The following is a 14504-nucleotide window of genomic DNA, read 5'->3' on the forward strand; positions in this document are numbered from 1 at the left end:
CCGATCCCCTCCGGAGGCGTACACCACCATGCGTGGCTCCCCCCTGCGCATCCTCGTCGTCGGCGCGGGCATCGCCGGTCTGGCCGTCGCCCGGGCCCTGCGGTTGGCCGGCTTCCGGCCGGACGTCACCGAGAGACTTCCGCCCAACGAACTCGCCGACACCGGTCTCTACCTGCCCGGCAACGCCGCCCGCGCGCTGCGTCGACTGGACCTCGACGGCCCGGTCCGCCCCCTCGGGCAGGTGATCCACCGCCAGCGCTTCCTCGACGCCGCGGGCGACCCGCTCTGCGAGGTGGACCTCGACGCGCTCTGGGCCGAGGTGGGCGAGTGCCGGGCGCTGCCCCGCCGCGACCTCTACCAGGTGCTGCTCAGCGGGGCCGGGGGCGCGGTCCGGCACGGCGCCGAGGTGAGCGCCGTCGAGCTGCTGCCCGACGGGGTCGCGGTCACCTTCACCGACGGCACCGGCGGCGAGTACGACCTGGTGATCGGCGCGGACGGCCCCCGCTCGGCGGTGCGCGCACTGGCCGCGCTCGGCGGCCCGCCCCGGCCCGCGGGTCAGGTGGTCTACCGGGGCGTGGTGCGCGACGGCCCGGACGTCGCCGACTGGACGGCGCTGCTCGGCCGCCGGGCCGGGTTCCTGGTGGTGCCGCTCGGTGCCGGCCGGCTGTACTGCTACGCCGACGAGGCCGGCACCGTCGCGCCGGCCGACCCGGTCGCCCGGCTGCACGAACTCTTCGGCGACTACGGCGGGCCGGTCCCCGCGGTGCTGGCCGCCTGGCACGACGTCCAGGTCGGGCTCACCGACGAGGTCGAGCTGGGCCGCTGGCACCGGGGGCGGGTGCTGCTGGTCGGCGACGCCGCGCACGCCACCGCGCCGACCCTGTCCCAGGGGATAGCGATGGCACTGGAGGACGCGGTGGTGCTCGCCGAGTCGCTGCGGGCCGCCGGCAGCGTCGAGGCGGCCCTGGTGGCGTACGAGAGCCGCCGTCGTCCGCGTACCCGATGGGTGCGCGACCGGACCCGGGACCGCAACCGCACCCGCGACGTGCCGCCGGCGCTGCGCGACCCGTTGCTGCGTGGGCGGGGCGGGCGGATCTTCGGTGAGCACTACCGGCTCCTGGTCGGCCCGCTGTAGGCGCGATGGTCGGCCGGACATGGTGCCAGAGCACCCCGAGCGGTGCTGCGACCTACCGGGGACTAACATCCTTTCGGATGACGGCTCGCAGCTGACAGCGCGTGCCGAGCGGGACAACCGAGAACCGGAGGCCATTCGTGACCACCGTCGCACCCAAGCCGGTCGTGACCCGGCCATGGCCGGTCCGAGAGCCGGTCAAGGGGTCGGCCATCGCGCGGCTGCTGCGCACCACGGACGCGAAGCAGATCGGGATCATGTACATGGTCACCGCGTTCGTGTTCTTCATGATCGGCGGCCTGATGGCCCTGATCATGCGAGCCGAGCTGGCGCGACCGGGCCTGCAGTTCCTGTCGCCGGAGCAGTACAACCAGCTGTTCACCATGCACGGCACGATCATGCTGCTGTTCTTTGCGACGCCGATCGTGTTCGCGTTCGCCAACTACGTCGTGCCGCTGCAGATCGGCGCCCCCGACGTCTCGTTCCCCCGGCTGAACGCCTTCGCCTACTGGCTGTACCTGTTCGGCGGCACCATGGCCACCGCCGGCTTCCTCACCCCGGGTGGCGCCGCGGACTTCGGCTGGACCGCCTACACCCCGCTGAGCACCATGGAGCACTCGCCTGGTGTCGGCGCGAACATGTGGGTGGTCGGCCTGGCCATCTCCGGTCTGGGCACCATCCTCGGCGCGGTCAACCTGATCACCACGATCCTGACCCTGCGCGCGCCCGGCATGACCATGTTCCGGATGCCGATCTTCACGTGGAACATGCTGGTCACCAGCCTGCTGGCGATCCTGGTCTTCCCGCTGCTGGCCGCCGCGCTCTTCGCGCTCGCCGCCGACCGCCTGCTCGGTGCCCACGTGTACGACCCGGCCACCGGCGGCCCGATGCTGTGGCAGCACCTCTTCTGGTTCTTCGGCCACCCCGAGGTCTACATCATCGCGCTGCCGTTCTTCGGCATCATCACCGAGGTCATCCCGGTCTTCTCCCGTAAGCCGATCTTCGGTTACAAGGGCCTGGTGGCCGCGACGATCGCGATCGCCGCGCTGTCGATGAGCGTCTGGGCGCACCACATGTTCGCCAGCGGCCAGGTGCTGCTGCCGTTCTTCAGCTTCCTGAGCTATCTGATCGCCGTGCCGACCGGGATGAAGTTCTTCAACTGGATCGGCACGATGTGGCGCGGCCAGATCACCTTCGAGACGCCGATGCTCTTCGCGCTCGGCTTCCTGGTCACCTTCCTCTTCGGTGGTCTCACCGGGGTGATCCTGGCCAGCCCGCCGCTGGACTTCCACGTGCACGATTCCTACTTCGTGGTGGCGCACTTCCACTACGTGCTCTTCGGCACCATCGTGTTCGCCGTCTTCGCCGGCATCTACTTCTGGTTCCCGAAGATGTTCGGCCGGATGCTCGACGAGCGGCTGGGAAAGATCCACTTCTGGCTCACCATGATCGGCTTCCACACCACGTTCCTGGTGCAGCACTGGCTCGGCGCGGAGGGCATGCCCCGCCGGTACGCCGACTACCTGCCCAGCGACGGCTTCACCACGCTCAACATGATCTCCACGATCGGGGCGTTCATCACCGGTATCTCGACCCTGCCGTTCATCTGGAACTGCTGGAAGTCGTACAAGACCGGGCCGGTCGTCGAGGTGGACGACCCGTGGGGCCACGGCAACTCGCTGGAGTGGGCGACCAGTTGCCCGCCGCCGCTGCGCAACTTCGACCGGATGCCCCGGATCCGTTCGGAGCGCCCGGCATTCGACGCGAAGTTCCCCGAGCTGGCCGCCGGCCAGAGCCTCGCCGGCCCGCCGGAGGGTGGTGCCAAGCCGCTGACCAGCGCGGTCAACGGTGGCGCCAGCTACCAGGAGGACACGTCCGGGAACCTCGACCAGCGCTGACGCCCGACCCAGACCACCGAAGGGCACCGCACCCCACCTGGGGCACGGTGCCCTTCGCCGTTTCCGGATGCCACGGGGCAGGTCCGGTCGCTGTTCTGTGCCTGCCGGAATCCGCGTTTGCGCAGCGCCCGGGTTCCGCTGGTGCAGGGCTTCCCGGCCGTTGCGCTGGTGCGCGGCTTCCTGCCCGCTGTGCTGGTGCGCGCCGCCCTGTCCCGGGCCGGCACCCAGCGGGACCGCAACGCCGCCCGCAGCGACGTCGCGAGCCTCGCTGAGGACCCGCAGCGACGTCGCAAGCCTCGCTGAGGAGCTGAGGAACTGATGAACTGAGCGAGATCGTCGCGAAGTGGGGCGACGAGCGGTGTAACGGCCGTCCCTCGCCTCGCCGGGCCTCCCGCTGGATTGTGGAACCCGTCGGGTGACACATTCTCGGCGCGGCTCTATGCCCCAGAAGCATAATTCTGACGCTGAGGCATATGGCTCATCAGCAGACGTGTGGGGTCACGGCGCAGGGTGTCGACGTGGAGTTGGCCGGCGAGGTGGTCGGTTTCGCGACGGCGGGTCGGTTCGTGACGACCCGCGCACCATCGGGAACGGCGGTGTCTCCCGGGTGGAGAATCTCGATGCCGAGCGCACCCATGGGGGTTGGCCTCGATGATCGCGGCAATCTCCTTGTCGTGGCAGCGTATCGCCGACCACGGCCCACCGCCGCCCTGACGCGGCCCGGCCGCGGTGGGCGGTGGTGGCTCACGCGGTCGGTGCCGGTGCGGGTGTGGACATGTCGGGTGCCGGGGTGGCGGGCGAGCGGCGGTGCCGCAGTTCCAGCGGGAGGACCACGAGGGTCACCAGCAACCCCACCGCCCCGGTGACCGCGAAGCCCCAGAGCGGCACCGAGGCGTCGATCACCGCGCCGGCCAGGGGAGCGCCGAGCGCGATGCCGACCGTGGTGGCGGAGCCGTGTAGACCCATCGCCTCACCGCGTACACCGGCGGGAGCGAGCCGGCTGACCGCGTCGGCGGTGGCGGCGATGGTGGGGGCGCAGAGCGCACCGGCGGGGAGCAGGGCCAGGCAGAGCAGCCACCAGTGACCGCCGCCCAACCCGACCGGGATGGTGCAGAGGCTGAGCAGGGCGGCCAGGGCCAACGGAGAAAAGGACCGGCGGACCGCGCCGTACGCGAAGCCGCCGATCAGCGACGCGACCGCCCAGACGGTGAGCACCGCACCGGTCCAGCCGACCTCGCCACCCGCCCGCAGCACGGCCACCACCGCCACGTCGGTGCCGCCGAGCACCAGCGTGGCGGCGGCGCTCACCGCGAACACGGCGAGCAGGCGGCTGGTCAACCACTGCCGCCGGGGCACCCGGGGCTGCGGGCCGGCCGGCTCCTCGGCGCCGCGGGTCGGCGGGTTGAGCAGCCAGAGGGCGATGCCGGCGCCGACGATGCCCGCGCCGACCGCCCAGAGGGTGACCCGGGGGGAGACGGCGGTGGCCAGCGCCACGGCCAGCGCCGGCCCGATCATGAAGGACAGCTCCATCGACATCGAGTCCAGCGCGTATGCGGGGCGTCGGCGGGACGCCGGCACCAGCGCGGCGATCGACTGCCGGATGACCGAGAAGACCGGCAGCGCGAACAACCCGGCCACGAACGCGGCGGGCAGCAGCAGCGGCAGGCTCAACGTCGGGGCGCTCGCCCAGAAGACCGCCTCGACGGCGGTGGTCACCGCGACCACCGGACGCAGGCCGCGCCGGTCCACCAACCGGCCGAGCAGGGGTGAACCGATGGCCGCGCCGGCGACCGACGCGGCACCGACCAGGCCGGCGGCACCGTAACCCCGGCCCAGCTCCAGCACCACGAAGAAGGTGAGCGTCACCCCCGTCGCGGTGAGCGGGATGCGGGCCAGCACCGCCACCAGCAGCAGGGCCCGCAGACCGGGCTGGGCCAGGGCCTGCCGGTAAGGCGTCAACGTCATGATGCTCCGTACCTCCGGCGGTCATCCTCGACCGGGGGTACGACATCGGCAAGTGATTACCGGCTCATGCGGCGTTGATCACCGGCGCACCGTGCATGGTGACCCCGGCACCGTCCATCGCCCGCAGCGCCACGTCCAGCGTCGCCGGCGCGACCGCCGCCGTCAGGTCGAGCAGCACGGTGGTGGCGAAGCCCTCCCGCGCGGCGTCCAGGGCGGTGGCCCGCACGCAGTGGTCGGTGGCGATGCCGACCACGTCGACCCGGTCCACGTCGTGCCGGCGCAGCCAGTCGGCCAGGCACTCACCGTCGCCGGCGTGCCCCTCGAACCCGGAGTACGCGGCGGCGTGCTCGCCCTTGTGGAAGATCGCCTCGACCCGGTCGGTCGCCAGGCCGGGGTGGAACTCGCTGCCCGAGGTGCCGACCACGCAATGCCGGGGCCACGACTCGACGTAGTCCGGCGGATCACCGAAGTGCGCCCCCGGGTCGACGTGGTAGTCCTTCGTGGCGACCACGTGGTCCCACCGCTGCGGCTCGTCCGCCAACAGTCCGGAGATGCCGGCGGCGACCCCCGCACCCCCGGCGACGGCGAGTGACCCGCCCTCGCAGAAATCGTTCTGCACGTCCACGATGATCAGCGCGTTGGCCATCGGTGTCCCCTTCCTCCCCGCTCGCCAGCACGATTCAGCCGGCTGGTACGCCCCAGCCTGCCAGGAATACTCAACCTGCCGGTACGACGGTGACCGGGATCGCCGGATCGCCCGCGGAGAGCTTCAACCCCTCCCACGGGATGGAGATCAGGCACTGGCGCAGGTGTTCGCGGGACTCGGCGATGCTCGGCAGGGCGACCGGTTCACCGTCGACCACGAACGAGTGCTGGAGCAGCCGGTCGTTGGCCTGCCGGTCCGGCACCCCCTGCGAGACGACGACCTCCTCGGTCGCGGTGCCGGTGGGCTTGTGCCGGCGCACCGCGACCTTCCGGCCGCCGATGGTGCCCTTGTTCTCGGACCGCTTGACCACCGGCCGCCCGTCCACCTCGACCAGCTTGTAGACCAGGCTGGCGGTGGGTGCGCCGGAGCCGGTGACCACGGCCGTGCCCGCGCCGTACATGTCGACCGGTTCGGCGGCGAGCGCGGCGATGGCGTACTCGTCGAGGTCACCCGACACGATGATCTTGGTCTCGGTGGCGCCGAGCGAGTCGAGCAGCTCCCGGGACTGCTGGGCGATGACCGCGAGGTCGCCGGAGTCGATCCGGACCGCCCGCAGTTGCGGCCCGGCCACCTCGATGGCGGTCCGGATGCCCTGGCTGATGTCGTACGTGTCGACCAGCAGCGTGGTGTCCCGGCCCAACGTGGCGACCTGCGAGGCGAACGCCGTCCGCTCGTCGTCGTGCAGCAGGGTGAACGCGTGGGCGGCGGTACCGGCGGTGGGGATGCCGTAGCGCTGGCCGGCCGCCAGGTTGGAGGTGAACCGGAACCCGGCCAGGTACGCCGCCCGCGCGGCGGCCACCGCCGCCTCCTCGTGGGCCCGCCGGGAACCCATTTCGATCAGCGCCCGGCCCCGGGCTGCGGTGACCATCCGGGCGGCTGCCGCAGCCACCGCGCAGTCGTGGTTGAGCACCGACAGCACCAGCGTCTCCAGGACCACACACTCGGCGAACCCCCCGGAGACGGTGAGGATCGGCGAGCCCGGGAAGAACAGTTCGCCCTCGGCGTACCCGTCGATATCGCCGGTGAAGCGGTAGTCGGCCAGCCACCGGGCGGCCGGCTCGTCCACCACCCCGGTCCGGAGCAGGAACTCGACCTCCTCCGGGGTGAACCGGAAATCCTTGATCACGTCGATCAGCCGGCCGGTCCCCGCGACCACCCCGTACCGGCGTCCGGTGGGCAGCCGCCGGCTGAACACCTCGAAGGTGCACCGGCGGTCGGCGGTGCCGTCCCGCAGGGCGGCACTGACCATGGTCAGCTCGTAGTGGTCGGTCAGCAGGGCGGGGCGAAGGTGGCTCACCAGCCCAGCCTAGAGTTCATCGGGTCCGGCCGCCGTCGTGGCCCGGGATCGACCGCAACGCCGCGCCCAGCTCACCGCGACCGGTGATGCCGAGCTTGCTGTAGACCCGCTGGAGATGGTTCTCCACCGTCCGGGGCGACAGGAACAGTTGACCCGCGATGGCCCGGCTGGTCACCCCGGCGGCGGCGAGACCGGCGATCTCCAACTCCCGGTCGCTCAGTGTGGGGCGTAGCCCGTCCAGCGCCGGGGTGCGGATCTGGTCGCAGCGGGTGAGCAGGGCGGCGAGCCGTTCGTGCGCGGCGGCGGCGGACGTCGACCGGTCCCGCCGCCACCCACGCAGCGCCATCGCCGTGGCGTCCACCGCCCAGACCGTCAGGTCGAGTTTCGCGAATTCGTCGGCCACCTCCAGCAGGGCCGCCCCGTCCCGCTCGGCCGCTGCTCGCGCATGCCGGGCGAGCAGCGGCGTCAGCACCCCGTCGACGGTCTCGGAGAGTTCCGCCAGCCGCTGCGCCACCGTACGCCGGTTGCCGTCGGTGCAGGTCGGCCCGACCGGGGCGGCGGCCTGGCCGAGCCGGACCAGGTCGTGCAGGACCAGCACCTCGTGCCCGGCGAAGCCGTCGGCGCGCAGCCGGTCGGCCAACTCGCAGAGGTGCCTCGTCGCCCCGGGCAGGTCGCCCCCGGCCACCAGCACCGCGCCCCGGGCCTGCTCCAGCCAGGGTTGGAGCACCGCCATCCCGGGGGTCTGGGTCCGATCGGCCTCGGCCATCGCCGCCACCGCGGTCGCCACGTCACCGCGCAACACCGCCGCCTGGGCCCGCTCGGCGTGGGCCAGGCCCGCGAAGACCCGGCTGGTGGCGAGCACGGCGCAGGCGTCGAGGCTGGCCTTGAGCGCGTCGTCGCCACGACCGCGCAGCCGCGCCGCGTACGCCTGGAGGATGGACAGGTAGCCGGTGCCGAGCCGGAAGTCCCCGGCGCCGGCCTGGTCGGCGAATTCGTCGGCCGCGATGGCGTCGATGCCGGCCAGGTCTCCGGAGAGCGCCAGCCGGGTGCCCCGGGCCAGCTCCATGGCCAGTTGCAGGTACGGCATGTCGACCCGCCAGTTTGCCGCCTCCGCCTGCACCCGGTCGATCGCCGTGGCGCTGGCCCGGAACCGGCCGCGCACCGCGTCGGCATGGGCGATCGTGGACCGGGCGAGTTCCCGGGCCGCGACGCTGGCTGCCGGCCGGTCCAGCACCGACCGGCCGAGTCGCAGCGCGGCGTCGACGTCCAGGCCGTGCAACCGCATGATCGCCTCGAAGGCGCGGACCCGGGCCTGGTGCCCGGGATCGCTCAGGGACTGCCCGGCCGCCGCGATCGTGTCCACCGTGGACTCGTCGCTCAGCCCCCAGTAGCTGACCATCCCGCGTACGGTCAGCCACCGGCTGCGGCGCTGCTCGCAGGCGATGTCACCGGCCACCGCGTCGAGCACCCCGATCGCCTCCGCCGGCCGGTCGCCGAACATCAGGATGGTGGCGAGAAGTTCGGCGGCGTCGTAACCGCCGTCGGCGTCGAGGGCCGCGCGGGCCAGTCGGGTGGCCAGCGGCACGTCGTACCGGGTGAACGCCTGGACGGCCGCGTGCAGCAGTAGGGCCGGGTCCTGGGCGGTGCCGGAGTCCAGCCGCCACACCGCGACCCGCAGCAGGTCGCCCCGGCGGCGGGTGCCGACCAGTTCCAACCGTTCGGCGAGCTGGGCCTTGAGGCGGCGGGTCCGGCTGACCGGGCAGCGTCGGCGGATCACCTCGCCGTAGAGCGGGTGGGCGAGTCGGACGTCGACCCGCCGGTCGTCCGGCACGACGGTGATCAGGCCGCGTTCCTCGGCGACCTCCACGTCGGCCTGGTCGGCGGCCTGGTCGAGCAGCCGCAGGCCGAGCGGTTCGCCGAAGGCGACCAGCTCCACCACCGCCCGGACGCCGGGTTCCAACTGCCCGATCCGGGTGTCGATGAGGTCGGTGAGGCTGGGGGCCAGCTCCAGCCGCCCGGTCCACCGCCACACCCCGTAGGTGCGGACCAGTTCGCCGCCGGTGGCAGCGGCCAGCACCAGCTCCCGCAACAGCAGCGGATTGCCGGCGGAGAGCCGGAACAGCCGTTCGGCGGAACCGGCGTCGACCGGCCCGGCCAGGATGGCGGCGAGCAGACCGGTGGTCTCGCGCGGGCCGAGCGGGGCCAGTTCGGCGTGCGCGACCAGATCGTCGGTCCACAGTGCGCGGATGGGCAGCGGGATCTGCTCGCCGCTGCGCAGCGTCCCCAGCACCGTGGTGTTCTCGGCGCGGGCGAGCAGGTGGACCAGCGCCGCCGAGGGCGGATCGAGCAGGTGGGCGTCGTCGATGGCGAGCACGATGCGCCGCCCGGCCGCCTGCTCCTGGAGCACCTCGACCCCCCAGCGGAGCACGCCGGCGGGGGAGAGGCCCGGCGGTTGCTCGGCCGGCAGCACCGGGGCGAGCCCGCCGAAGGGCAGTGCCGCGGTGGCGGTGCTGGCCGCGACGAACGACAGCGCGTACCGGTCGGTGGGCAGTGCGGCCACTCCCTCGCGCAGCAACCGGCTCTTGCCGATGCCCGCGCTGCCGCTGAGGAAGAGCCCGTGCCCCTGGCCCTCGTGCACCGCTGCCAACAGACGGGTGAGTTCATCCGTTCGGCCGACGAAACTCCACCGACTCATCCGAGCAGCATATCGATGTAAATCGGTCCGGAGGTACCTGGTCACGCTGTGAAGTTGAGTAATGTCGCAGTTGCCGCTGAGTATCCGAGATGTTCCGGCGGAACCGGGTGCGCCCCGTAACCTTCCGTCAGCCAAACGTCACCGATCTGACGTCCTACGCGGGTGCAGACCGTCGCCTGCGTCAAGCGGAGGCCGCATGAAGCCCGGACCACTCCCCGGGGTCGACATGACCGACGACCCGTCCGACGATTCCGGTACCGCCGGGCCGCCCCGTCGGGGCCCGTTCCCGCACCACCTCCGGGCCGCCGAAGTCCACCCCGACGAACCGCTCACCGTGGTCGCCGCAGGCCCCGCCGGAGCGGCCCGCCGCGAGGTGCTCGCCGCGCTGCTCGCCATTCCCTCCGGGATGCTCGTCGTGCCGGCGGGCAGTTGCCTGCTGGTCCGGCACGCCCGGGTCGCCACCCGGGCGGCGTACGTGCCCGGCTACCGCCAGCCCCATTCCTACGGCGCAGACCAGGCGGCGGCCGGTCCGGCGCTGGCCCGGGCACCGCGCCGGGTGGAGTTGAGCCTGCCGGAGCCGCTGCTGCGGCACTTCGCCGTGCTCGACACGCCGGACACCGACACCCTGGGCGTGGCCGGCGGGCGGGTCCTGCTGGACGCGGTGGTCCGGTCCGGCGCGCTGCTCTTCGTGATCGGCGCCGACCAGACCCTCACCGCCGCCGAGCTGCACCTGCTCGCCGAGGTGGCCCGCGCGTCGGTGCGGGTCCTCTTCGTGGTCACCCCCGGAGCGGGCGGCTGGGAGGCATCGGAGGCGGTGGCGACGGACGGCACGGGGGTGTCCGTCCCGCCGCCCCCGGTCAGGCCCGCCGTCGGCCCGCCGGTCGACCCGGTGGCGGTGACCGTCGCGGCGCACCGGGCCACGCTGCTGGCCACGGTGCCGGCGCTGGCCGGGGCCGACTGGTTTCCGGTGCACCGGGGCGAGCACCCGGCGCTGCGCCGGGCGCTGGTCGGCTGGGCCGCCGCCGAGGGGCTGCGCCGGGCGAGTTCCCGGTCGCCCGAGCCACCCGGCACGCACGGGCGGGTGCCGGTGGTCGCCGACCCGCCCGGCGACGACTGGGCCGACCGGTTGGAGCGGCAGACCCGGGCCTGCGCCCGTGCTGTCGGTCAGCACCTCGCCCTCGAACTGGCCGCCATCCACCTGCGCGCCGTTCAGGAGATCGTCTTCGGGGTGGGCTGCGCGGGCCTGCCGCAACTGCTCGACCGGGAGCTGGAGGCGCTTTCCCTGCTCGCCACCGACCAGCAGGACCGGGCCGCCCGGGAGATCATCGAGGGTGCCGCCGCCCAGGTCTTCGGCGCACCGCTGCCCGAGGGGGTGCGCCACCGGATCGGCGCCGCCGTCCGGTGGGGGCTGGCCGACCATCCGTCCGGTCGGGAGCTGGACCGGGTGCTCCTGGTCACCAGAACCGCCGGGGTGGCGCTGCTGCCCGGGGCAGGCGCGTTGGACGCGTTGCCCGGTCATCCCGGCGCGTTGCGTGCCGAGGTGCTGCCGCCGATCGGGATCGCCCTCTCCGGCGGGTGCTGGCAGCACTGGCGCAGCCCCGGCAACGACGATTCGAACGCCGCCCGGTCCTGGGCGCAACGGGCGCTGCGGGAGGTCGAGTTGGAGGTGTCCCGTGAGGTGACCCGGCGGTTCGAGGCGCTGCGGCTCTCGCTCGACGGGGTCCTCTCCGACGCCCTCGACCACGGCATCCTGCTCGCCTGAGCCGCCGAGGGTCCCCGTGCGTATTCCCGCCGTGTCCGTACCCTGCCCGGTTTCCGCAGCTCGGGAGGGTGATCCACGCCGCCCCGGCGTTCCGGTTCATCGGATCGCCACTTCCGGTGGCACGATGGGGGGCATGGCGGCTCCACAGGTTGCACCGGTCGAGACGCCGGACACCGACGAGGTGCCGGTCGCGGACCGGCAGTGGGTGACGATCGTCTGGGACGATCCGGTCAACCTCATGACGTACGTGACCTGGGTCTTCCAGAAGCTGTTCGGTTACAGCCGGGAGAAGGCCGAGAAGTTGATGCTGGACGTGCACCACAAGGGTCGGGCCGTGGTGTCCAGCGGCGCCCGGGAGCGGATGGAGCACGACGCGTCGCAGTTGCACGCGTACGGCCTCTGGGCAACGGTGGACCGGTCGTGAGCGCGAGGAGTGAGCCGGTGTTGCGAGCCCCGCAGTCGCGAACGGAGGCGAAACGGTGAGCATGTTCCGTCGCCAGGGCGGCCGTTACGTGGCGACCTTCGCCGTGGACGAGGTCCGGGTGCTGCGCAAGGTCGCCAGTGAGGTGGTCGGTCTGCTCACCGACGGCTTCGACCACACCGACCCGGTCGTCGGCCGGCTCTTCCCCGACGCCTACCCGGACGATCCGGCCGGTACGGCGGAGTTCCGCCGTTACACCGAGGGCGACCTGAAGACCGCCAAGATCGACCAGGCCGGCGCGGTGCTGGCCGCGCTGCCCGACTCCGCGGGGGGCGAGGTGCGGCTGGACGCCGAGGCGGCCGAGGCGTGGTTGCGGGCGCTCAACGACGCCCGGCTCGCGATGGGCGTCCGGTTGGAGATCAAGGACGGCACCGACCTGGGCGAGGAGCTCGACGACGCGGTCGCTGAGGACCCGACCTCGTCCCGGGTGTTCCAACTGTCGGTCTACGCCTATCTGGGTTATCTCCAGGAATCCCTGCTCAACGCCTTGATCGACTGAACTGTGACGGTCACCGCCTCGCCGGTTCCGGCAGACGGGGGCTAGGCTGGTCGACGTGCTGAGCATCGACCGGTCGATCGTCGAGGCGATCGTCGCCCACGCGCGCCGGGACCACCCGGACGAGGCGTGTGGGGTGGTCGCCGGACCCGTCGGCGGCGACACCCCGACCCGGCACATCCCGATGGACAACGCGGCCCGCTCGATGACGTTCTACGAGTTCGACTCGATGGAGCAGTTGCGGGTGTGGCGGGAGATGGACGACCGCGACGAGGAACCGGTCGTCATCTACCACTCGCACACGGCCACCGAGGCGTACCCGTCCCGGACGGACGTCGCCTTCGCCGGTGAGCCGGGCGCGCACTACGTGCTGGTCTCCACCCGCGAGCCGGACACCGAGGAGATCCGGTCCTTCCGGATCGTCGACGGCGTGGTGACCGAGGAGCCGGTGCGGATCGTGGACGCCGGGGTGGACCCGCACGCGGTCCAGTCCTACATGTTCGGGCAGAGCCCGGCGACGGTCGACTACGAGTGTTCCGGTAGCTGACCTTCAGCTCCGCGCACCCTTCCCGTCCGGCACCGAGGCACACCCGATCAAGGAGTACGTCATGGCCATCGAGGTTCGCATCCCCACCATCCTGCGCAGCTACACCGGCGGCGCGAAGGTCGTCGAGGGCGCCGGGGACACCCTGAACGACCTGCTCACCGACCTGGACTCCCGGCACGCCGGCCTGAAGGCCCGGCTGGTCACCGACGCCGGTGCGCTGCACCGTTTCGTCAACGTCTACGTCAACGACGAGGACGTCCGGTTCCTGGGCGCGCTGGACGCCAAGCTCAGCGACGGCGACAGCGTGACCGTGCTGCCGGCAGTCGCCGGTGGGGCGTTCGGCTTCGCCGCCGCTGCGGCGATCAGCCAGCACCGTGCCGCCACCGCGGCGTTCAGCCAGCGCCGAGCGACCGCCGCGTCGGTGGCGGCTCGGCGCGCGGCCGTCGCCCCCCGCTGAGGGCGGGCGTCATGGCGCGGTACGACAGCCTGCTCGACGCCTGCGGCGGCACCCCCCTGGTGGGGTTGCCCCGGCTCTCGCCGACGGTGCCCGACGGGGCGCCGCCGGTGCGGCTCTGGGCGAAGCTGGAGGACCGGAACCCGACCGGCAGCATCAAGGACCGCGCGGCCCTGTTCATGGTCCGCGCGGCGGAGCAGGCCGGCCGCCTCCGCCCGGGGGACACCATCCTGGAGCCGACCAGCGGCAACACCGGTATCTCGCTGGCCATGGTGGCCAAGCTGCGCGGCTACCGGCTGGTCTGCGTGATGCCGGAGAACGTCTCCACCGAGCGGATTCAGCTGCTCCGGATGTACGGTGCGGAGATCATCTTCTCGCCGGCGGCGGGTGGCTCGAACCAGGCGGTCGCCACCGCGAAGCAGATCTCGGCCGATCATCCGGACTGGGTGATGCTCTACCAGTACGGCAACGAGGCCAACGCGCGGGCGCACTACGAGACCACCGGGCCTGAGCTGCTGCACGACCTGCCCACCATCACGCACTTCGTGGCGGGCCTGGGCACCACCGGCACCCTGATGGGCACCGGGCGGTTCCTGCGGGAAAAGGTCGAGGGCATCCAGGTGGTGGCGGCCGAGCCGCGCTACGGCGAGCTGGTCTACGGCCTGCGCAACATCGACGAGGGTTACGTCCCCGAGTTGTACGACGCGACGGTGCTCAACCGCCGCTTCTCCGTCGGCACCAGGGACGCGGTGCTGCGTACCCGGCAGTTGGTGGAGGTGGAGGGGATCTTCGCCGGCTTCTCCACCGGGGCGATCCTGCACGCCGCCCTGGCCGTGGCGCACGAGGCGGTGCGGGACGGTCGACGGGCCGACGTCGCCTTCGTGGTCTGCGACGGCGGTTGGAAGTACCTCTCCACCGGGGCGTACGGCGGCACCCTCGCCGACGCCGAGGGCGCCCTGGAGGGGCAGCTCTGGGCCTGACCCCACCGGGTGGGCCGGCCGACGGACCGTCGGCCGGCCCCGTGGGTGTCGCGTTGATGACAACTTCCAGAAGATGATTCTTGCCCTGCCG

13 protein-coding genes are annotated in these 14504 nt (G+C 72.5%); 9 read left to right on the forward strand and 4 right to left on the reverse strand.

Annotated features, from left to right (window positions below; genetic code table 11):
* Positions 1–28: 28 nt before the first annotated feature.
* From GA0070216_RS26265 to GA0070216_RS34735, 3 genes are all read left to right on the forward strand, one after another.
* A complete protein-coding gene (locus tag GA0070216_RS26265; protein WP_091251576.1) occupies positions 29–1135 on the forward strand; it encodes an FAD-dependent monooxygenase in 1107 nt (368 codons plus the stop codon).
* 137 nt (positions 1136–1272) lie between these two features.
* Positions 1273–3030 (forward strand): aa3-type cytochrome oxidase subunit I, encoded by a 1758-nt coding sequence (gene ctaD / locus GA0070216_RS26270; RefSeq protein WP_091251578.1) that lies wholly within the window; start codon positions 1273–1275, stop codon positions 3028–3030.
* Between the two features lie 141 nt (positions 3031–3171).
* Positions 3172–3333, forward strand: a complete 162-nt coding sequence (locus GA0070216_RS34735; RefSeq protein WP_176739138.1) for a hypothetical protein — start codon at positions 3172–3174, stop codon at positions 3331–3333.
* Positions 3334–3774: 441 nt separating this feature from the next.
* Here GA0070216_RS34735 and GA0070216_RS26280 read toward each other — a convergent pair whose 3' ends face one another.
* The 4 genes from GA0070216_RS26280 to GA0070216_RS26295 form a co-directional block, all read right to left on the reverse strand.
* On the reverse strand, positions 3775–4995 hold the full coding sequence (locus GA0070216_RS26280) for an MFS transporter (protein ID WP_091251582.1): 1221 nt from the start codon (positions 4993–4995) through the stop codon (positions 3775–3777).
* Between the two features lie 64 nt (positions 4996–5059).
* Positions 5060–5641 (reverse strand): isochorismatase family protein, encoded by a 582-nt coding sequence (locus GA0070216_RS26285; protein WP_091251584.1) that lies wholly within the window; start codon positions 5639–5641, stop codon positions 5060–5062.
* A gap of 70 nt (positions 5642–5711) precedes the next feature.
* Positions 5712–6998, reverse strand: coding sequence for a nicotinate phosphoribosyltransferase (locus tag GA0070216_RS26290; RefSeq protein ID WP_091251586.1), 1287 nt, complete (start codon positions 6996–6998; stop codon positions 5712–5714).
* A 16-nt stretch (positions 6999–7014) separates the two neighbouring features.
* Positions 7015–9693: a helix-turn-helix transcriptional regulator gene (locus GA0070216_RS26295; protein WP_091251588.1), complete on the reverse strand. Its 2679-nt coding sequence runs from the start codon at positions 9691–9693 to the stop codon at positions 7015–7017.
* A 196-nt stretch (positions 9694–9889) separates the two neighbouring features.
* Between GA0070216_RS26295 and GA0070216_RS26300 the strand changes: the two genes are divergently transcribed.
* The 6 genes from GA0070216_RS26300 to GA0070216_RS26325 all read left to right on the forward strand — a co-directional run bounded on the left by GA0070216_RS26300 (position 9890) and on the right by GA0070216_RS26325 (position 14413).
* Positions 9890–11455: a P-loop NTPase family protein gene (locus GA0070216_RS26300; protein ID WP_091251590.1), complete on the forward strand. Its 1566-nt coding sequence runs from the start codon at positions 9890–9892 to the stop codon at positions 11453–11455.
* A gap of 133 nt (positions 11456–11588) precedes the next feature.
* Positions 11589–11879, forward strand: coding sequence for an ATP-dependent Clp protease adapter ClpS (gene clpS, locus GA0070216_RS26305; RefSeq protein ID WP_091251593.1), 291 nt, complete (start codon positions 11589–11591; stop codon positions 11877–11879).
* A 61-nt stretch (positions 11880–11940) separates the two neighbouring features.
* On the forward strand, positions 11941–12435 hold the full coding sequence (locus GA0070216_RS26310) for a DUF2017 domain-containing protein (protein WP_176739142.1): 495 nt from the start codon (positions 11941–11943) through the stop codon (positions 12433–12435).
* Positions 12436–12490: 55 nt separating this feature from the next.
* Positions 12491–12979, forward strand: a complete 489-nt coding sequence (locus GA0070216_RS26315) for a M67 family metallopeptidase (protein ID WP_091251597.1) — start codon at positions 12491–12493, stop codon at positions 12977–12979.
* Positions 12980–13040: 61 nt separating this feature from the next.
* A complete protein-coding gene (locus GA0070216_RS26320) occupies positions 13041–13436 on the forward strand; it encodes a MoaD/ThiS family protein (protein ID WP_091251599.1) in 396 nt (131 codons plus the stop codon).
* 11 nt (positions 13437–13447) lie between these two features.
* Positions 13448–14413 carry a PLP-dependent cysteine synthase family protein gene (locus GA0070216_RS26325; protein WP_091251602.1) on the forward strand — a complete coding sequence of 322 codons (966 nt, stop codon included), beginning with the start codon at positions 13448–13450 and terminating at the stop codon, positions 14411–14413.
* Positions 14414–14504: the final 91 nt, after the last annotated feature.

The organism is Micromonospora matsumotoense (genome assembly GCF_900091525.1).
GTDB lineage: Bacteria > Actinomycetota > Actinomycetes > Mycobacteriales > Micromonosporaceae > Micromonospora > Micromonospora matsumotoensis.

Excerpts from the sequence above, each read along its gene's own strand:
- GA0070216_RS26265 (WP_091251576.1), top strand. The coding sequence starts at position 29 with ATGCGTGGCTCCCCCCTGCGCATCCTCGTCGTCGGCGCGGGCATCGCC.
- GA0070216_RS26280 (WP_091251582.1), bottom strand. The coding sequence starts at position 4,995 with ATGACGTTGACGCCTTACCGGCAGGCCCTGGCCCAGCCCGGTCTGCGG.
- GA0070216_RS26285 (WP_091251584.1), bottom strand. The coding sequence starts at position 5,641 with ATGGCCAACGCGCTGATCATCGTGGACGTGCAGAACGATTTCTGCGAG.
- GA0070216_RS26295 (WP_091251588.1), bottom strand. The coding sequence starts at position 9,693 with ATGAGTCGGTGGAGTTTCGTCGGCCGAACGGATGAACTCACCCGTCTG.
- GA0070216_RS26300 (WP_091251590.1), top strand. The coding sequence starts at position 9,890 with ATGAAGCCCGGACCACTCCCCGGGGTCGACATGACCGACGACCCGTCC.
- clpS (WP_091251593.1), top strand. The coding sequence starts at position 11,589 with ATGGCGGCTCCACAGGTTGCACCGGTCGAGACGCCGGACACCGACGAG.
- GA0070216_RS26310 (WP_176739142.1), top strand. The coding sequence starts at position 11,941 with ATGTTCCGTCGCCAGGGCGGCCGTTACGTGGCGACCTTCGCCGTGGAC.
- GA0070216_RS26320 (WP_091251599.1), top strand. The coding sequence starts at position 13,041 with ATGGCCATCGAGGTTCGCATCCCCACCATCCTGCGCAGCTACACCGGC.
- GA0070216_RS26325 (WP_091251602.1), top strand. The coding sequence starts at position 13,448 with ATGGCGCGGTACGACAGCCTGCTCGACGCCTGCGGCGGCACCCCCCTG.